The organism is Methylobacterium sp. Leaf106 (assembly GCF_001422895.1).
GTDB classification, from domain to species: domain Bacteria; phylum Pseudomonadota; class Alphaproteobacteria; order Rhizobiales; family Beijerinckiaceae; genus Methylobacterium; species Methylobacterium bullatum.
Genome location: NZ_LMNB01000001.1, coordinates 523,599 through 541,953, shown reverse-complemented (window position 1 = coordinate 541,953; position 18,355 = coordinate 523,599). Strand labels below are relative to the sequence as shown.

The window sequence follows — 18,355 nt, the reverse complement described above, 5'->3', positions numbered from 1 at the left end:
CGATGCACGCCTATCATCAGCTTCTCGAACGCATCCTCTCCGAGGGAACGCGCAAGGACGACCGGACCGGCACGGGGACGCTCTCGATCTTCGGCCACCAGATGCGCTTCGACCTGGCGGAGGGTTTTCCCCTCGTCACGACGAAGCAGCTGCACCTGCGCTCGATCATCCACGAATTGCTGTGGTTCCTCACCGGCGACACCAACGTGCGGGCGCTGCAGGCCAACGGCGTCACGATCTGGGACGAATGGGCCGATGCGAACGGCGATCTCGGCCCGGTCTACGGGAAGCAATGGCGCTCCTGGGCCAAGCCCGACGGCGGCGCCGTGGACCAGATCTCCTGGCTCGTGGACGAGATACGGCGAAACCCCGATTCGCGCCGGCTGATCGTCTCGGCCTGGAACCCGGCCGACCTCGACAGGATGGCGCTGGCGCCCTGCCATTGCCTGTTCCAGTTCTACGTCGCCGATGGCCGGCTCTCGTGCCAGCTCTATCAGCGCTCGGCCGACGTATTCCTCGGCGTGCCGTTCAACATCGCCTCCTATGCGCTGCTCACGGCGATGATCGCCCAGGTGACGGGCCTGGAGCCGGGAGACTTCGTCCACACGCTCGGCGACGCCCATCTCTACGTGAACCATCTCGAACAGGCCCGGCTGCAGCTCACGCGGGAGCAGCGTCCTCTGCCGCGCCTCGTCCTCGCCCCGGAGGTCCGCTCGGTTTTCGATTTTCGATTCGAGGACATCGCCATCGAAGGCTATGCGCCCCATCCCGCCATCCGCGCGCCGGTGGCGGTCTGATGGCGTCCGGCACCGATCGCCCCCGCGTGAGCCTCATCGCGGCGGTGGCCCGCAACGGGGTCATCGGCCGCGACAACGGCCTGATCTGGCGCCTCGGCAGCGACCTGCGCCGCTTCAAGGCGCTGACCATGGGCAAGCCGGTCCTGATGGGCCGCAAGACCTACGATTCCATCGGCCGGCCGCTGCCGGGCCGGCGCATCCTCGTGCTGACCCGCGACCGGTCGTTCTCGGCCGCCGACGTGGCCGTCGTCCACGATTGGGCAGGCGCCCTGGCGGCGGCGGGGGAGGCGGAGGAGCTGATGGTGGCGGGGGGCGGCGAGATCTATGCCCTCGCGCTGCCCCATGCCGACCGCATCCATTTCACCGAGGTCGAGATCGGCCCGGAGGGGGATACGGTGTTCCCGGCCTACGACGCGGGGGATTTCCGCGAAGTCTCGCGTGTCGCGCATCCGCCCGGCGAGCGGGATGAATGCGCCTTCGCGTTCGTTGATCTGGAACGGGTCCGGTAACTCTACGCCGCGACGCATCGCGCAAGAGCGCTCGGCACTGTTGCCTTTCCTCTTCGTGATGCCCACTTGCCAGCCTTGACAGGACGGAGTGGCGACACTCAGTACCGTGGGACGGATCGGCCCGAGGCGAGAGCGCGGCGGGCCGCCTTCGAACGACACTGCCTCAGCAGGAGATATCGGCGAGCATGCCTTGGAGCAATCAAAGCGGCGGCGGTGGCGGCAACGGGGGAGGGCCCTGGGGCCGTGGCGGCGGCGGCAATGGAGGCGGGGGCGGCCCGTGGGGTAGCGGCGGCGGCGGTGGCGGCGGCGGAAAGACGCCTCCGGACCTCGAAGAGATCCTCCGTCGCGGCCAGGACCGCCTGCGCGGGATCATCCCTGGCGGGTCCATGGGCGGCGGCAGGGGTGTCGCCGTGGCCGGCGGCATCGTCCTGTTCATCTGGCTCGCCACAGGCATCTACACGGTCGCGCCTCAGCAGGTCGGCATCGAGACGATCTTCGGCCGCTACACGAACACCACCGGGCAGGGCCCGCATTACAACTTCCCCTATCCGATCGGCGCGGTGACGAAGCCGAATGTCGGGCAGGTGAACAGCGTCCAGATCGGCTACCGCGCCGGCGTCGGGTCGCAGTCGCGGTCCCGCGACCTGCCCGAGGAGAGCCTGATGCTCACGGGTGACGAGAACATCGTCGACCTCGATTTCGAGGTGCAGTGGCGCATCAACCCGCTGAAGGCGTCGGACTTCGTCTTCAACCTCGAGAATCCCGAAGGCACCATCAAGGCGATCTCCGAGAGCGCCATGCGCGAGGTGATCGGTCGCCGCAACATCCAGGCGATCCTCACCAACGAGCAGTCCAGCGTGGCCCAGGAGGTCAAGGAGATCACCCAGAAGGCCCTCGACGAGTACGGCGCCGGCGTGCGGATCGAGGTGGTCCAGCTCGTGGCGGTCAATCCGCCGCCGGACGTCAGGCCCGCCTTCATCGACGTCAACGCCGCTCAGCAGGATGCCGAGCGCGCACAGAACGAAGCCCGCACCTATGCGAGCCGCGAGGTTCCGCAGGCTCGCGGTAAGGCCTCGCAGATCGTCCAGGCGGCCGAGGCCTACAAGACGCAGGCGACGGCGGATGCCACCGGTCAGGCGGCCCGCTTCCAGCAGGTCTACGAATCCTACAAGCTCGCACCGGCGATCAGCCGTGAGCGCATCTTCCTCGAAACGATGGAGCGGGTCCTGGGCTCGGTCAACAAGGTCATCATCGACCAGAACGGAACCGGCGTGGCCGGTGGTGCAACCGGCGCGGGTGTCGTTCCGGTGCTTCCGCTGACCGAATTCGGCAATCGCAACGCCAATCCAGGAGCCGCCCGATGAACGGTTCCGCACTCCGCACCGGCGGCGTCTTCCTCCTGGCGGTGATCGCCGTCGCCCTCTACGCCTCGGTCTTCACCGTGGGCCAGATGCAGCAGGCCCTGGTGATCCAGTTCGGCCGTGTCCGCACGGTCCTCAACCAGACGGGCACCGAGAAGCCCGGCCTCTACTTCAAGGTCCCGTTCATCGAGAACGTCGTCCTGTTCGACAAGCGCGTCCTCGACCTCGACCTCCCAGTCCAGACGCTCCTGACCGCCGACAGGCAGAACCTCGAAGTCGATGCCTTCGCGCGCTATCGCATCATCGATCCGCTGCGCTTCTACCAGTCGGCCAACAACGTGCTGCGCGCCAACACGCTGCTGGCGAGCTTCACCAACTCGTCGTTGCGCAACGTTCTGGCCCGCTCGACCCGTGACGCCATCGTGCGGACCGAGCGCTCGCACCTGATGAACGTCATCCAGGGCGACGTGAACACCCAGGCCAAGGAGCTCGGCGTCGAGATCGTCGACCTGCGCATGACCCGCGTCGATCTGCCGGCGCAGAACTCCACCGCCGTCTACAAGCGGATGATCACGGAGCGGAACCGCGAAGCCGCCGACATCCGCGCCAACGGCGACCAGATCTCGGCGACGATCAAGGCCAAGGCCGACCGTGACGTGACGGTAGTCCTGTCCGAGGCCAACCAGACCGCCGAGACCCTGCGCGGCCAGGGCGACGGCGACAGGAACCGCATCCTCGTCGAGGCCTTCGGGAAGGATGCGGATTTCTTCGCCTTCTACCGGTCGATGCAGGCCTACGAGACGAGCCTGAAGGGGCCGGAGACGCGCCTCGTCATCAACCCGAACTCGGACTTCTTCCGCTACTTCAACGATCCGCAGGGCCGCGCTCCGGCGACCGCCCCGCGGGCCACCGGAGCTGCGGATGCGGGCGCGACGACCGGCACGGCTCGCTGAAGCCCGGCCTCATCGCCCGACCGGCCCTTGATCGTCCGCCACGGCGGACGATCTAATGCCTCGTTTCAACAAGAGGTCGACCATGATTTCCGCTGCGGGCGCCACGACGGCGCGACGTCCCCGGGCATTCCGCCACTCAGCGCGCTCGGCCTTCGCCGCCCTGTCGCTCGCCACCACGGTGGCCATCACCGGCCTCGCCGGACCGGCCCTCGCCAAGGGTCCCGAATCCCTGGCCGACCTCGCCGACAAGGTCACCGACGCGGTGGTGAACATCTCGGCCTCCACCACGGTGGAAGCCAAGGCGCCCGGCCGGACGATGCCCCAGCTGCCCCAGGGCACGCCGTTCGAGGATCTCTTCGAGGAGTTCTTCAACAAGCGGGGCCAGCGCGGCGACGGGGATTCCCCGCGCCCTCAATCGCGCAAGTCGAATTCCCTCGGCTCGGGGTTCATCATCGACGCCTCGGGCATCGTGGTGACCAACAACCATGTCATCGGCGACGCCAACGACATCCAGGTGATCCTGCACAACGGCACCAAGCTGAAGGCCGAGATCATCGGCAAGGATCCCAAGATCGATCTCGCCGTCCTGCGGGTGAAGCCCGAGGCCGACAAGCCGCTGAAGGCGGTGCCGTTCGGCGATTCGGAGAAGATGCGCCCCGGTGACTGGGTCATCGCCATCGGCAACCCGTTCGGCCTCGGCGGTTCGGTCTCGGCCGGCATCGTGTCCGCGCGCGGGCGCAACATCGAATCCGGCCCTTACGACAATTACATCCAGACCGACGCGGCCATCAACAAGGGCAATTCCGGCGGCCCGCTGTTCAACATGGACGGCGAGGTCATCGGCATCAACACGGCGATTCTATCGCCGACAGGCGGCTCGGTGGGCATCGGCTTCGCCGTTCCCTCCGCCACCGCGTCGCAGGTGATCGACCAGCTCCGGGAGTTCGGCGAGGTCCGCCGCGGCTGGCTCGGCGTGCGCATCCAGAACGTCGACGACGCCACCGCCGATGCTCTCGGCCTCAAGGGCGGCGCCAAGGGCGCGCTCATAGCGGGCGTCGACGAGAAGGGCCCTGCCAAGACGTCGGGCCTCGAGATCGGCGACGTCATCACCAAGTTCAACGGGACTGTGGTGAAGTCGTCGAGCGACCTTCCGCGCATCGTCGCTTCCACGCCGGTGGGCAAGGTGGTCGAGGTCATCGTGGTCCGGAAGGGTGCCGAGACGACGAAATCCGTCACCCTCGGCCGCCTCGACGACCCCGAAAAGCCCCAGCTCGCCAACGCCAAGCAGCCGGACGCGGCCGAGCCCGCCATCCGTCAGGCCCTTGGCCTCAACCTGTCCGGGATCACCGACGAACTGCGCCGCCGTTTCAGCATCAAGGACAGCGTGAAGGGCGTGGTCGTGACACGCGTCGACCCGAATTCCACCGCCGCCGACAAGCAGATCAAGCCCGGCGAGGTCATCGTGGAGGTCGGTCAGGAATCCGTCTCGTCCCCCGCCGACGTGACGAAGCGGGTGGATCAGCTGAAGAAGGAGAACCGCAAATCGGTTCTCCTCCTCGTGGCGGCCGCATCCGGCGACGTTCGCTTCGTGGCGATCGGTCTCGAATAGGCACCGTCTCCATCGAGAGTATCGGCCCATTCCGCACGCGGGATGGGCCTCGCTATGCCGTCGAGGCGGGACATTCGCCTTGTGCGACTCGCCGTCCGGCGCGTAGGCTGATCTCGACGCTATAGAGACCAGCAACCGATGACGGCGGTCGCCTTCGACACCTTGAAATTCGCCCGCTCCCTTCGCGAGAAGGCGAAGCTGTCCTCCGAACAGGCCGAGGGCCTCGCGGACGCGTTCACCGAGCTGTTTCAGGGCGACATCGCCACGAAGTCCGATATCGGGTCGGTGAAAGTCGATATCGAAACGCTTGGCGTATCGATGCGAGCGGACGTGGAATCGCTTCGCTTGTCGACGCAAGATGATATCAAGGCGCTTCGCGTGTCGACCCAGGCGGATGTCGAAGCGCTCCGCTTGTCGACCCGAGCCGATATCGAGGCGCTCAAGATGTCCACGAGATCAGACCTTCGCGAAGCCGAGGCACGGCTGGAGGCCAAGATCGAAGCCACGAAAGCCGATATCATCAAGTGGATGTTCGGCACGATCGGCTTTCAGACCCTGATCATCCTCGGCGCCGTCATCGCCCTGGCACGGATCGTCCGCTGACGGCGTCGTCGTCCTACGCGACGAACTCGTTCGCCCCGTACCCCTGCAGGTAGAGAAGCGCGGTCAGGTCGCCGTGGTCGATGCGGACATCCGCCGCCGCCGCGACCTTGGGCTTGGCCCGGAACGCCACGCCGAGCCCGGCCTCGCCGAGCATGTCGAGATCGTTCGCCCCGTCGCCCACCGCCAGCGTGTCCGCACGGTCGAGGCCGAAGCGCGAGCGCAGGGCGATGAGCGTCGCGCGCTTCGTCTCCTTGCCGACGATGGGCTCCAGCACTTCGCCGGTGAGATGGCCGTCCTTCACCCCGAGGGTGGTGGCGTGGGCCTCGTCGAAGCCGATCGTCGCGGAGATCGGCCCCGTGAACAGGGTGAACCCGCCGGAGACCAGGCAGGTATGGGCGCCGTTGGCCTTCAGCGTCCGGACGAGGACGCGCCCCCCCGGTGTGAGGGTGATGCGGTCCCGGATGAGATCGTCCACTACGCCGACCGGCAGGTCGCGCAGCAGGGCGACACGCTCGCGCAGAGCCGGCTCGAAGGCGATCTCACCGCGCATGGCCCGCTCGGTGATGGCGGCGACGCGGTCCTTCAGGCCGATCGTGTCGGCCAGCTCGTCGATGCATTCCTGCTCGATCATGGTGGAATCCATGTCGGCCAGGAACAGCCGTTTGCGGCGGTGGGCGCCGGAGACCTGCACGGCGACGTCGAACGGTTCGGCGGCGAAGGCCGCCCGCAGGCGCCGCGCCATCGCGGAAACGTCGTCCCCGGAGCCCGGAAACAGGATCTCGGCCGCCACCTCGCCATGGAGGATGCGCGGCTGGTGATCGGTCCGCAGCACGGAACGGGCTTCCGCCAGCACCGCATCGGTGATGGCGGGCCGGCTCTCGTTTGCTATCAGGGTCGCGACGAGGGTCATCGGGGAGTGTCCACGCCTTGCCGCCGGTCACGGACGGATCACACAGACAGGCGCCCCCGGCGGCGATCCTCATCGCAGGGCCCACCGCCTCGGGCAAGTCCGGCCTCGCGACGGAACTCGCGCGCCGTCACGACGGCGTGGTCATCAACACCGATTCCATGCAGGTCTATGCCGACCTGCGGCGGTTGTCGGCGCGGCCGAGCGTCGAAGAGGAGGCGCTGGCGCCTCACCGGCTCTACGGCGAGGTGGATGGCGCGGTGAATTACTCGGCCGGGCACTTCGCCCGCGATGCCGCGCGCCTTCTCGTCGATCTGAACGGCCGACTTCCGATCTTCGTCGGTGGCACCGGCCTGTATTTTCGTGCCCTGGAAGAGGGTTTGTCCGACCTGCCTCCGGTCCCGGAGGCGATCCGAACCGCCCTTCGCGCGCGGGCCGAGGACCGGGCCACCGAAGAGCTCCATGCCGACTTCGCGGCGGTCGACCCCGCCGGAGCGGCGACCCTGCGGCCCACCGACCGCGCCCGGATCATGCGGGCGTTCGAAATCTTCGCCGCCACCGGGCGGCCGATCTCGGCGTTTCACGGCGAGCGCGTCGCCGGGCCGCTGGCGGGCAAACGCCTGGTCAAGCTGTTCCTCGCCCCCGAACGCGAGACCCTGCGCGCCCGGATCGACCGACGTTTCGTGGCGATGATCGAGGCGGGCGCCCTCGACGAGGTCGCCGCGCTGAGGCAGCGCCGCCTCGATCCGCTCCTGCCGATCATGCGGGCGCATGGCGTGCCGGGCCTCATCGCCCATCTCGACGGGACGATCACCCTCGCCGAGGCGATCCAGCGCGGCCAGGGCGATACGCGGCGCTACGCCAAGCGGCAATTCACCTGGTTCCGCCACCAAATGGGCGAGGACTGGGCCTGGACCGATCCCGACGCGGCCCTCGCCGTGGCGACGAGCCTCATTTCTCCAGGCGGGCGATGAGGCTCGACGTGTCCCAGCGGTTGCCGCCCATGGCCTGCACGTCGGCATAGAACTGGTCGACGAGGGCGGTGACGGGGAGCTTGGCGCCGTTGCGCCGGGCTTCGAGCAGCAGGATGCCGAGATCCTTGCGCATCCAGTCGACGGCGAAGCCGAAATCGAATTTCTCGGCATTCATGGTCCGGCCGCGATTCTCCATCTGCCAGGAACCGGCCGCGCCCTTCGAGATCACGTCGAGCACCGCATCCACGTCGAGCTCGGCGCGCTTGGCGAAGTGGATCGCCTCGGACAAGCCCTGGACGATGCCGGCGATGCAGATCTGGTTGACCATCTTGGTGAGCTGGCCGGAGCCCGCCGGTCCCATCAGGCGCGAGGCCTTGGCGAAGCTGAGGATCGCGGGCTCGACCTTGGCGTAGCTGGCCTCGTCCCCGCCGCACATCACGGTCAGCGCCGCGTTCTCGGCACCGGCCTGTCCGCCGGACACCGGAGCGTCGATGAAGCCGAGGCCGAGTTCGGACGCGGCTTGGGACAGTTCGCGCGCCACCTCGGCCGAGGCCGTGGTGTGATCGACGAAGATCGCGCCCATCTCCATTCCGGCGAAGGCGCCGTCCTCACCCAGCGTCACGCCGCGCAGGTCGTCGTCGTTGCCGACGCAGGCGAAGACGATCTCCTGCCCCGCCGCCGCCTCGCGGGGCGTCGCCGCGAAGGCGCCCCCATTGGCCTTCACCCAGGCTTCCGCCTTGGCCGTCGTCCGATTGTAGACGGTGACGGAATGGCCTTTTTTGGCGAGGTGCCCCGCCATCGGGCCGCCCATCACGCCGAGGCCCAGGAACGCGACCTTCGCCATCATCCGTCTCCATCCGTCATTTCGTTGGAGGCGGGTCTAGATACGATGGTCCAAGGGGTCAAACGTTCGGGGAAGCCTCAGCCGCCGGTGACGCTCATGTGGCGCGGCACGGCGGCCGGACGGGCGCGCTCGATGACGAAGTCGTGGCCCTTGGGCTTGCGCGCGATGGCATCGGTGACGGCTTGCGTGACGAGGGCGTCGTCCGGCGAGGCGCGCAGGGCGTGGCGCAGGTCGGCCGCATCTTCCTGGCCGAGGCACATGTAGAGCTTGCCGGTGCAAGTGAGACGGACCCGGTTGCAGCTCTCGCAGAAATTATGGGTCAGCGGCGTGATGAAGCCGAGCCGCCCGCCGGTCTCCGCGATGCGCACGTAGCGCGCCGGTCCGCCTGTCCGGTCGGGCAGGGGCACCATGGTGTAGCGCTGCTCGAGACGGGCGCGGGCGACGGAGAGGGGCAGGAACTGATCGGTACGGTCGCCCTCGACCTCGCCGAGGGGCATGACCTCGATGAGGGTCATGTCCATGCCGTCGCCATGCGCCCAGGCGATCATGTCGGCGATCTCGTCCTCGTTGACGCCCTTCAGCGCCACGGCGTTGATCTTGACCTTGATCCCGGCCTTGCGCGCCTTCTCGATCCCGTCGAGCACTACCTTGAGGTCGCCGCGCCGGGTGACCGCGCGGAACTTGTCGGGGTCGAGGGTATCGAGGGACACGTTCACGCGTTTGACGCCGAGCTCGGCGAGCTCCGGGGCGAAGCGACCGAGCTGCGTCCCGTTCGTCGTCATCGTCAGCTCTTCGAGAGCGCCGGAGCCGAGATGGCGGGACAGCCGCCGGAAGAGATGCATGATGTCACGGCGCAGCAGCGGCTCACCGCCCGTGATCCGCAGCTTGCGAACGCCCCGGTCGATGAACACGCCGCAGAGCCGGTCCAGCTCCTCGAGGGTGAGTAGGTCGCGCTTGGGCAGGAACTGCATGTCGTCCGACATGCAGTAGACGCAACGCAGGTCGCAGCGATCCGTCACGGAGATGCGAAGGTAGGTGATCGCGCGCTGGAAGGGGTCTATCAAAGGCGCGGGTGCCTTCGATGCGACGCGTTCGGCGAAGGCAACACCCATGGGGGACTCGGGATTCTGGCCTGGGGGGACGTCCGGAGCGTGGTCGCGCGGTGAACCTAGCATGTCCGGCATATGAGGCGCGACGGCGGATAGGGCAAGCATACTCGGACGCATGCCCCCTGCGCTCTACACATATATTGCATCCCACCCGCTTTCGGGCATGAGATTTCTCGCATGAGCCAGCATCACGCCGATCCCCACTCCACCGGCCGGCAGGTCGCTCCGCCGGAGCGGTGGCCCACCGAGATCCGTTTGTCCGGCGACAAGCGCACGCTCAACGTGTCCTTCGAGGATGGCGGCAAGTTCGCCCTGCCCGCCGAGTACCTGCGCGTGTCCAGCCCCTCGGCCGAGGTGCAGGGCCACTCGCCGTCCGAGCGCAAGGTCATCGGCGGCAAGCGCGACGTGGCGATCCTCTCGGTGGAGCCGGTGGGCAACTACGCGGTGAAGCTGACCTTCGACGACATGCACGATACCGGGCTGTTCGGCTGGGGCTATCTCTACGACCTCGGCCGGGAATACCGGAACCGGTGGGCGACGTACCTGTCCGAACTCGAAGAGCGCGGGCTCGTGCGCGACGCCGCCCGTCGTCCGGCCGCCGGCCCCAAGGGTGAGCCACCGAAGGGCGAGGGAAGCTGCGGCAGCGGGTGCGGATGTCACTGACCGCCACCGCGGACCCGCACGGTATCGCGACACCGACACCCGCCACCAGCCGCCGCATCCTGGCGCTGGCCCTGCCGATGACGCTGGCCAACGTCACCACCCCGCTCCTCGGCTTCGTCGGGGCGGCGGTGATCGGGCGGCTGGGCGATCCCGCGCTTCTCGGTGCCATGGCGCTCGGGGCAGTGATCTTCGATGCGGTGTTCTGGTCGTTCGGCTCGCTGCGCATGGCGACGGCGGGGCTCACCGCGCAGGCGGTGGGCGCGCGCGATGCCGGGGAGGTCGACCGTATCCTCGCGCGCTCCCTGGCGGCGGGCCTCCTCGTCGGCCTCGTCATCACGGCGGCTCAAGGGCCGATCGCCGCCGGGGCCTTCGCGCTCAGCGGCGCCAGCCCGGCGGTGATCGCGGGGCTCGCCACCTATTTCCACATCCGCATCTTCGCGGCCCCCTTCACCCTGGCGAACTACGCCATCCTCGGCTCGGTGCTCGGGCGCGGGCGGACGGATCTCGGCCTCCTGCTGCAGGTGGCCATCAACCTCGTCAACATCGCGCTCACGCTCGTCCTCGTGCTGTGGGCCGATCTCAGCGTCGCGGGCGCCGGCATCGCCACCCTCCTGGCCGAGGCCACCGGGACCGCCCTCGGTCTCCTTCTCCTGGCCCGGCTCGGGTCGCGGCCGTTCTCGGTGCCGTTCCGCGTCGTTCGCGATCCCTTGGCATTGGCGCGCATGCTCAGCGTCAATGCCGACGTGATGATCCGGACCCTGCTCCTCGTCGGCGCCATCGCCCTGTTCTCGGCCCTCGGCGCGCGCTCGGGCGACGTGGTCCTGGCGGCCAATGCGGTGCTGTGGAATCTCTTCCTCATCGGCGGCTTCTTCCTCGACGGGTTCGCCACGGCGGCCGAAACCCTGTGCGGGCAGGCGGTGGGCGCCCGCGACGAGGCCGGGTTCCGCCGGGCGGCGCGGCTCAGCCTGGTCTGGTGCGTCGCCTTCGGCCTCGCGGTGGCGGCGCTGTTCCTGGCCTTCGGGGCGGCCTTCATCGATACCGTGACCACGAGCCCGGAGGTGCGCGAGACGGCGCGCGCCTATCTCGTCCCCGCCGCCCTCGCGCCCCTCGTGGCCTCGGTGCCCTTCGCCTATGACGGGATCTATATCGGCTCGACCTGGACGCGGGCGATGCGCAACCTGATGATCGCGGCCACCGGCATCTACGCCGTCGCCATCGGCCTCGCCCATGCGGGCGGCTTCGGCAATATGGGCCTCTGGCTCGCCTTCCTGACGCTGCTGGCCGCGCGCGGTGCCAGCCAGGCCCTGGCCTATCCGGGCCTGGCACGGCGGACCTTCGCGAAACCGTCGGGCGCCTGATCGTCGCACCGGACGGCTGCCGTTCAGCTTCGATGGATAAGGTCCGGCCCTCTCACCTGCCGGGAAACGGAAGCGGGCTTGGCCCGCGCCGCCCCATCGGAGTCCCCCGTGCCCTACTCGACCCTCGCCGACGTCGCCCCCGGGATCGACACGTCGCCCCGCTTTCCCTCGGCGGCCCCCGACACCGTCATCGCCATCCCGGTCCGCAACGAGGCCGAGCGGATCGAGGCGTGCCTTCGCGCCATCGACGCGCAGGACGGCGTGCGGCCGGGCAGCCTCGGCCTGTACCTGTTCCTCAACAACTGCACCGACGGCACGGACCGGATCGTGGCGGAGCTCGCGCAGGCGATGTCGATTCCCGTCCGCGTCCGCTGCGTCACCTTCGAGGGCGCCCATGCCGGCTGGGCGCGGCGCGCCGCCATGGATGCCGCCGCCGAATGGATCGGCCCCGACGGCACGGCCGGCACCATCCTGACCTCGGACGCCGACAGCCGCGTCCCCACGGATTGGGTGGCCCGCAACCTCGCGGCTCTGGATGCCGGCGCCGACGCGGTGGCCGGGCGCATCCAGATCGACGAGGCCGAATGGGCGGCCCTGCCCAAATCCCTTCGCGCGCGCGGCAAGCTCGAGGACGCCTACAGCGATCTCCTGACGGAGCTGGAAGCGCGGATCGACCACGATCCGCACGATCCCTGGCCCTGCCACCGCACGACGATCGGCGCCACGCTCTCCGTCCGGCTCTCGGCCTACCGGCTGGTGGGCGGCATGCCGATGATCCCGCTCGGCGAGGACGGCGCCTTCGTGGCGGCCCTGCTCCAGCACGGGCTCCGGGTCCGGCACGCCAAGGACGTGGTCGTCACCGTGTCGGGGCGTCTGGTCGGCCGGGCGCCGGGCGGCGTGGCCGATACGATCCGGGCACGCTGTGAAATCCCCGACAGTCTCTGCGACGCCCGCATGGAAGCGGTGCCGCGGGCGCTCTACCGGTACCTGTGGCGCCGTCGCCTGCGGCGCCTCCACGCCACGGGGCGCCTGGCGACCACGCGGGCCTGGTCGCGCAGACTGGCGATCCCGGCGGCGGAGGCGCGCCGGATCGCCCAGCAGCCCCTCGTCGGCCTCGCCGTGGCCGAGATCGAGCGCGTCAGCCCCAAATTGGTCTACCGCCCCCTCGGTCCGAAGCAGTTGCCCCGCCATATCCGCGTGGCGTCCCTCGTCCTCGTCGTGCTGCGCACAGGCGCGGCCCTGCGGAGCCGCCTGCAATCCCCCGCTCCCGCATCGCCCCTGCTGCCAGAGGCCAAGGCCATGGCGGGCGATCCCGTCTCACGCTGACGCTCCGAGACTCGGCCGGAAGCGAAGCGCTCAGATCGGCCTGCCGGCGATTCCAAGGCCGACCTTTTCGCCCGCCGGCGTGAGGATGCCGTGTTTCAGGATGGCATCCTCCAGATCCTCGAACGCGGCCGTCAGGTGGCTCTTGGCCGTGGCGATGGACGAGTCGCGGGGCCGGGGCCGCTCCGCCATCAGACCGGCGAGATCGTCTGCCCTTTCCAGGACGATGCGGTGAAGAGTTCGGATCGTGGCCTCGGGCTCGATGAACCGAAGGGTAGAATCCGTCCAGCGACGCAATTCGCCGGACAAGTCCTCGCTGCCCGAGGCATAGGCCTCGACCTTCCGCCGGGCATGCTCGAAACTGGTCCTGATGTCCTTGCGAAGCTGAGGCATGAGAGCGACTTCTTACAACGTCGTCAGACAGGTGAGGGCTCGCCGCCCGTTCGGCGCGGCACCGGTTCCGTGCGGCCAAGCGCCTGCGAGGCGGTCAGTCATGGTCGGCGTCGATCTGCCGTCGGGCCGCGTTCATCCGTACGACGCGCTGCGCCGTGGTGACGGAGAGGGCTTGGAACGCCTCCGTCATCCCCCGCATCACTTCGGGCGGCGTCTCCCGATCCGATTTCGAGGCCATGAACAGCTTCAGGATCTTCCAGCCGAAGCGCACCGAGCGGAGGAGGTAGAGCAGCGGCTCGTAGGAGGGCGCGTGATAGGCCTCGATGGCCATGGCGCTGGGAACCCCAGCGAGGCGGGCGAGCGCCACGAGCGCTTCCGTCTCGCGGCCCGAATCGAGCCAGCCGACGATGACGGTTTCGGTGATCTCGCCCTGGCGGAACTGGGCGCCCACGAACACCTCGGCCGCGAAGATGGCGCGGGCCGGATCGTCCGGGGAGGGCGGGGCGATGCCGTCCCACAGGGCACCTTCCTGCGCCAGGATGTCGGGTACGTCGTCGCGGTCGCGAAGCCGCGCGGCGAGTTCCGGATCGGACAGGCTGCGGCCGACGAGCTCCCTGTAGCCGTCGAGGGAGAATCGCGCGCCGGGATTGCCCGCCACCGCACGCGATACAGCGGCGTCGCTCCGCTCGACGATGATGTCGGTGAGGAGCTCGATGAGGGTCTTCCGACGCGTCAGGGCCAGGAGCTGGGGCTGGCCGCAGACCCGCGCGATCGCGGTCAGATCGTCGAGCGTCAGCAGCGTCGCCGCTTCGAGGGTCGGAACGGACACGGCGGCGGCGGGATCGAAGGCGAGGTCGCGAATCAGGCGCGGCGGCGCGTTCGCGATCGGGGCGATGCGGCGCGACAGGTCGCTTCTGGCGGCCTCCTCCATCGACCGGGCCAGATGCAACATCACCATGTCGAAGGCGCGGACGTGGTCGGCGCCGAGACGCGGCGCGTATTCGGCGAATAGTGACGTCAGATCGTGCAGGATCGACTCGCGGCGCTCCGTCGAAGCACCCGCCATGGTGCGGTCGAGTTGCTGAACGAGGGCTACGAGTGCGGTCGCCATGGGCGCTGATGTCTCCGCCCGACCTTGCGTGCCAGCAGGACCACGGGACGACGATACTGGTGGCGCCACCGTTAACGGGCGGTTCGTCCGGCCGGCTCGGCCTGCGGCCCGGTGGCCGTTCGGGAGGGCGGTGCGGCATAGAGGCCGTCGGACCGCCCTCCGGCCATCGTTCCAAGGGCGGGCGCAACACATTGGAATTGTTCTGATATATCGATTCGGCAAAGAAGCACCTTTGCATCGGCTGAGCGCTGGTTTACGCGCTAGAGACGATGCGCAAGATCACTCACTCCGCCCTGATTTCCGCCTCCCTGCTGGCCTTCGCGGCCCTGGGCACCGGCTTCGCCTCGGCCAAGGAGACGCCGATCGGCCCTCCCATGCTGAAGGACGGGCTGGAAGTGACGGCGGTCTATCTTCAGCCGATCGAGATGGCCCCGCCGGACATGATGCGCGCCGCCGCGCAATCCGACATCCACCTCGAAGCCGATATCCGCGCGGCCAAGGACAATCGCAACGGCTTCGCCGAGGGCGATTGGCTCCCCTCCCTCGACGTGAGCTTCGAACTGACGAAGCTGGAGGGCGAGGCCGCCACGGGCCCGAAGGTGAGCGGCTCGCTGATGCCGATGGTCGCCAATGACGGCCCGCATTACGGCGACAACGTCAAGCTGAGCGGCCCCGGCCGCTACCGGCTCAAGCTCACGGTGGCCCCTCCCGGCAAGAACCAGCATTTCGGCCGCCACGTGGACAAGGAGACGGGCGTCGCCGAATGGTTCAAGCCGTTCGACCTGATCCAAGACTTCACCTTCGCCGGCACCGGCAAGAAGGGGGCGTATTGAGCCCCGTGATGCAGCACGTCCGCAGCCTCGCACTCGCCTGCGCCGTCATGGCGACCGGCATCGGCTTTGCGTCGGCCAACGACATGCCGGTGATCAAGGTCGAGATGAAGGATGGCGTGATCATCCCCGAGATCATCGAGGTGCCGGCCAATACCCGCTTCAAGCTGGAGATCAGCAATACCGGCGCTTCGCCGGTGGAGTTCGAGAGCATGGAGCTGAAGCGCGAGAAGGCCCTGGCCGCCGGCTCGACCTCGGCCATCGTGTTCCGCACCCTCGACCCCGGCACCTACGACGTGTTCGACGATTTCCATCCGGAAGCCAAAGCCAAGCTGGTGGCGAAGTAGCCCGATGGCGGCGAGCGTCTCGACGGACCTGCGTGAAGCCTGGATCGACCAGCGCCTCGCGGAACTCGGCCATTGGCTCCAGCGCCACGGCGGGATCATCCGCAGCGTGCAATGGGCGGTGGTGGCGGTCTATCTCGTCCTCGTGGCCGTGCCGGCCTTCCTGCCCCTGCCGGACCGCACCGCCCATCTCTGGAACAACCTGACGGTCCTCGCGCAATTCGCGTTCTGGGGCATCTGGTGGCCCTTCGTCCTCGTGAGCATGGTCCTCGTCGGCCGGGCCTGGTGCGGGGTCCTGTGTCCCGAGGGCACGCTCACGGAATTCGCCAGCCGCTGGAGCCTCGGCCGCGCGGTGCCGCGCTGGATCACCTGGGGCGGCTGGCCCTTCATCGCGTTCGCCGGCACCACCGTCTACGGCCAGATGGTCAGCGTCTATGGCTATCCGAAGCCGGTACTCGCCGTTCTGGGCGGCTCGACGGTTGCGGCGATTGCGGTGGGCCTTGTCTATGGCCGCAACAAGCGCGTCTGGTGCCGCTATCTCTGCCCCGTGAACGGTGTCTTCGCGGTCCTGGCCAAGCTCGCGCCGGTGAGCTTCCAGGTGGACCGCCCCGCCTGGGCCGCCTCCGACAAGCCGCAGGGCACCGCCTTCAACTGCGCGCCCCTGGTGCCGGTGAAGACCATGCGCGGGGCCGGCTCCTGCCATATGTGCGGGCGCTGCAGCGGCTATCGCGGCGCGGTCCGCCTCGCCCGGCGCTCCCCCGCTTACGAGATCGTCCATGTGGCCGGCTCCGAGCCGAGCCTCGAACAGACGGTCCTGATCCTGTTCGGCATGATGGGTCTCGCGGCCGGCGCCTTCCAATGGTCGTCGAGCCCCTGGTTCATCGACGCCAAGCAATGGCTCGCCACCTGGTTCATCGAACACGGGATGGTCTGGCCTCTGGAGACCACCCTGCCGTGGTTCGTGCTCACCAACTACCCCGAGCACAACGACGTCATGACGCTCCTCGATGGCGGCCTGCTGCTGGCCTATATCGGCGCCGCGACGGTCATCCTCGGGGTAGGCCTCTCCACCCTCGTGGCCCTTGCCACACGCTGCCTCGGCCCCTGGTCGGCATCGCGCTTCCACCACCTGACGCAGACGCTGATCCCCATCGCGGGATGCGGCGTCTTCCTCGGCCTCTCGGCCCTCACCGTCACCTTCCTGCGCGGGGAGGGGCTCTCGCTTCCCTACGTCGCCGAGATGCGGGCCGGGCTGCTCATCGGCGCGAGCCTGTGGAGCGCGTGGCTCGCCTGGCAGGTGGCGGGGCTCACCACCGGCGGATGGCGCCGGGCGGGTGCCACCGCCTGCATCGCCGCCGCCGCCACCCTGTCGGTCTCCGGCTGGGTGCTTCTGTTCTGGATCTGGTAGGGCGCTCACACAGCCCACCCGCGACATCGAAGGACATCTCCGCATGATCGGAGCATTCGTCATCGCCTTCCGCGAGGTCATCGAGGCCGGCCTCATCATCGGCATCGTGCTGGCGGCGACGCGCGGCATCGCCGGGCGCGGCCGCTGGATCGGCCTCGGCGTGGTCGGCGGGCTTGCCGGCGCCTGCCTCGTGGCGCTCTTCGCCGAAGCGATCTCCGACGCGTTCGAGGGCGCGGGGCAGGACATCCTCAACGCGGCCGTCCTCGCCACCGCCGTCCTCATGCTGATCTGGCACAACACCTGGATGAGCCGCCACGGGCGCGAGCTCGCGGGTGAACTCAAGGCCGCCGGAGAATCCGTGCGCCGGGGCGAGACCACATCCGCCGCCCTAGCCTTCGTCGTCGGCGCGGCGATCCTGCGCGAGGGCGCGGAGCTCGTCCTCTTCCTCTACGGCCTCGTCGCCTCGGGCACGTCCGGCCCCGACCTGCAGATCGGGGCGCTGGCCGGGGTCGGCGCCGGCATCCTGATCTCGGCGGTGAGCTACTTCGGCCTGGCGGCGATCCCGACCCGCTACGTCTTCTCGGTCACCAGCGCGCTCATCATCTTCCTCGCCGCCGGCCTCGCCGCGCAGGCGGCGCAGTTCCTCACCAATGCCGGGCTCATCACCGTGCTCGACCGGCCGCTCTGGAACACCGCCAACATCCTGTCCGAGGGCAGCATGGTCGGCCGCGTGCTCCATGCCCTCGTCGGCTATACCGACCGCCCGACGGGGCTGCAGGTCATCGTCTATCTGGGCACGATCCTGGTGATGGTCGCGCTCATGCAATGGTCGTCGGCCGACAAGAGGCGGCGGACCCTGCGGACGGCGTGAACCGGGGAGGCGGACCATGCATGTGAACCACGATTCGGCGGCTCCGGCGGCGGCCCCGATAGGCTTCGACCAATTCCTGGCCGTGGATATCCGGATCGGCACGGTGGTCTCCGCCGAGCCGTTTCCCGAAGCGCGCAAGCCGGCCCTCAAGCTCGTCATCGATTTCGGTCCGGCCATCGGCGCCAAGCGCTCCAGCGCCCAGATCACCGAACATTACCGGCCGGAGGATCTGGTCGGCCGGCAGGTCGCCGCGGTGGTGAACTTCCCCCCGCGCCAGATCGGCAAGTTCCTCTCGGAGGTCCTGACCCTGGGCTTCGCCGACACGAACGGCGCCGTCGTGCTGTTCCGCCCCGACCACGCCGTGCCGGACGGAAGCCGCCTGTTCTGA

Annotated in this window: 20 protein-coding genes; 15 read left to right on the top strand and 5 right to left on the bottom strand. The window is 68.7% G+C overall.

Annotated features, from left to right (window positions below; translation table 11 throughout):
- Nucleotides 1–2: 2 nt before the first annotated feature.
- From ASF34_RS02735 to ASF34_RS02710, 6 genes are all read left to right on the top strand, one after another.
- Nucleotides 3–797: a thymidylate synthase gene (locus ASF34_RS02735; protein WP_056158367.1), complete on the top strand. Its 795-nt coding sequence runs from the start codon at nucleotides 3–5 to the stop codon at nucleotides 795–797.
- Nucleotides 797–1,306, top strand: coding sequence for a dihydrofolate reductase (locus tag ASF34_RS02730; protein WP_056158364.1), 510 nt, complete (start codon nucleotides 797–799; stop codon nucleotides 1,304–1,306). Before ASF34_RS02735 ends, ASF34_RS02730 begins: the two co-directional genes overlap by 1 nt.
- A 185-nt stretch (nucleotides 1,307–1,491) precedes the next feature.
- Nucleotides 1,492–2,670, top strand: a complete 1,179-nt coding sequence (gene hflK, locus ASF34_RS02725) for an FtsH protease activity modulator HflK (RefSeq protein ID WP_056158360.1) — start codon at nucleotides 1,492–1,494, stop codon at nucleotides 2,668–2,670.
- Nucleotides 2,667–3,620 carry a protease modulator HflC gene (gene hflC / locus ASF34_RS02720; protein WP_018042570.1) on the top strand — a complete coding sequence of 318 codons (954 nt, stop codon included), beginning with the start codon at nucleotides 2,667–2,669 and terminating at the stop codon, nucleotides 3,618–3,620. The genes hflK and hflC overlap by 4 nt, the downstream gene beginning before the upstream one ends.
- 82 nt (nucleotides 3,621–3,702) lie before the next feature.
- Nucleotides 3,703–5,229, top strand: coding sequence for a Do family serine endopeptidase (locus ASF34_RS02715; RefSeq protein ID WP_056158934.1), 1,527 nt, complete (start codon nucleotides 3,703–3,705; stop codon nucleotides 5,227–5,229).
- A gap of 138 nt (nucleotides 5,230–5,367) precedes the next feature.
- The gene (locus ASF34_RS02710) at nucleotides 5,368–5,832 is read left to right on the top strand and encodes a DUF1640 domain-containing protein (protein WP_056158356.1); all 465 of its coding nucleotides are present in this window, start codon (nucleotides 5,368–5,370) and stop codon (nucleotides 5,830–5,832) included.
- A gap of 13 nt (nucleotides 5,833–5,845) precedes the next feature.
- On the opposite strand, the gene serB is transcribed toward ASF34_RS02710, so the two are convergent.
- Nucleotides 5,846–6,742, bottom strand: coding sequence for a phosphoserine phosphatase SerB (serB, locus tag ASF34_RS02705; protein ID WP_056158354.1), 897 nt, complete (start codon nucleotides 6,740–6,742; stop codon nucleotides 5,846–5,848).
- A 17-nt stretch (nucleotides 6,743–6,759) separates the two neighbouring features.
- Here serB and miaA point away from each other — a divergent pair, with 17 nt between their 5' ends.
- Complete coding sequence (gene miaA / locus ASF34_RS02700; RefSeq protein WP_056158352.1) at nucleotides 6,760–7,713, top strand: tRNA (adenosine(37)-N6)-dimethylallyltransferase MiaA; 954 nt, start codon at nucleotides 6,760–6,762, stop codon at nucleotides 7,711–7,713.
- Here the strand turns inward: miaA and ASF34_RS02695 are convergent.
- Nucleotides 7,691–8,557: an NAD(P)-dependent oxidoreductase gene (locus ASF34_RS02695; RefSeq protein ID WP_056158931.1), complete on the bottom strand. Its 867-nt coding sequence runs from the start codon at nucleotides 8,555–8,557 to the stop codon at nucleotides 7,691–7,693. The genes miaA and ASF34_RS02695 overlap by 23 nt on opposite strands.
- 77 nt (nucleotides 8,558–8,634) lie before the next feature.
- Nucleotides 8,635–9,669: a GTP 3',8-cyclase MoaA gene (gene moaA / locus ASF34_RS02690; protein WP_056158350.1), complete on the bottom strand. Its 1,035-nt coding sequence runs from the start codon at nucleotides 9,667–9,669 to the stop codon at nucleotides 8,635–8,637.
- A 174-nt stretch (nucleotides 9,670–9,843) separates the two neighbouring features.
- On the opposite strand from moaA, the gene ASF34_RS02685 reads away from it, so the two are divergent.
- The 3 genes from ASF34_RS02685 (at nucleotide 9,844) to ASF34_RS02675 (ending at nucleotide 13,013) form a co-directional block, all read left to right on the top strand.
- Nucleotides 9,844–10,329, top strand: a complete 486-nt coding sequence (locus ASF34_RS02685) for a gamma-butyrobetaine hydroxylase-like domain-containing protein (protein WP_056158345.1) — start codon at nucleotides 9,844–9,846, stop codon at nucleotides 10,327–10,329.
- A complete protein-coding gene (locus tag ASF34_RS02680) occupies nucleotides 10,320–11,687 on the top strand; it encodes an MATE family efflux transporter (protein WP_056158342.1) in 1,368 nt (455 codons plus the stop codon). The genes ASF34_RS02685 and ASF34_RS02680 overlap by 10 nt, the downstream gene beginning before the upstream one ends.
- A 144-nt stretch (nucleotides 11,688–11,831) precedes the next feature.
- A complete protein-coding gene (locus tag ASF34_RS02675) occupies nucleotides 11,832–13,013 on the top strand; it encodes a glycosyltransferase (RefSeq protein WP_056158927.1) in 1,182 nt (393 codons plus the stop codon).
- 30 nt (nucleotides 13,014–13,043) lie between these two features.
- Here ASF34_RS02675 and ASF34_RS02670 read toward each other — a convergent pair whose 3' ends face one another.
- The gene (locus ASF34_RS02670) at nucleotides 13,044–13,403 is read right to left on the bottom strand and encodes a hypothetical protein (protein WP_018042580.1); all 360 of its coding nucleotides are present in this window, start codon (nucleotides 13,401–13,403) and stop codon (nucleotides 13,044–13,046) included.
- Between the two features lie 94 nt (nucleotides 13,404–13,497).
- Nucleotides 13,498–14,514, bottom strand: coding sequence for a DUF2336 domain-containing protein (locus ASF34_RS02665; RefSeq protein ID WP_056158339.1), 1,017 nt, complete (start codon nucleotides 14,512–14,514; stop codon nucleotides 13,498–13,500).
- A 269-nt stretch (nucleotides 14,515–14,783) separates the two neighbouring features.
- Between ASF34_RS02665 and ASF34_RS02660 the strand changes: the two genes are divergently transcribed.
- Genes ASF34_RS02660 through ASF34_RS02640 form a run of 5 tightly spaced genes read left to right on the top strand, consistent with a single transcriptional unit; the run spans nucleotide 14,784 to nucleotide 18,355 of the window.
- Nucleotides 14,784–15,347: an iron transporter gene (locus ASF34_RS02660; protein WP_056158337.1), complete on the top strand. Its 564-nt coding sequence runs from the start codon at nucleotides 14,784–14,786 to the stop codon at nucleotides 15,345–15,347.
- Between the two features lie 8 nt (nucleotides 15,348–15,355).
- Entirely contained in the window at nucleotides 15,356–15,691 is a 336-nt protein-coding gene (locus ASF34_RS02655; protein WP_018042583.1) for a cupredoxin domain-containing protein, read from the top strand.
- A gap of 4 nt (nucleotides 15,692–15,695) precedes the next feature.
- Nucleotides 15,696–17,096, top strand: coding sequence for a 4Fe-4S binding protein (locus ASF34_RS02650; protein WP_056158335.1), 1,401 nt, complete (start codon nucleotides 15,696–15,698; stop codon nucleotides 17,094–17,096).
- A gap of 43 nt (nucleotides 17,097–17,139) precedes the next feature.
- A complete protein-coding gene (locus ASF34_RS02645; RefSeq protein ID WP_056158330.1) occupies nucleotides 17,140–17,967 on the top strand; it encodes an FTR1 family iron permease in 828 nt (275 codons plus the stop codon).
- A gap of 16 nt (nucleotides 17,968–17,983) precedes the next feature.
- A complete protein-coding gene (locus tag ASF34_RS02640; RefSeq protein ID WP_056158327.1) occupies nucleotides 17,984–18,355 on the top strand; it encodes a tRNA-binding protein in 372 nt (123 codons plus the stop codon).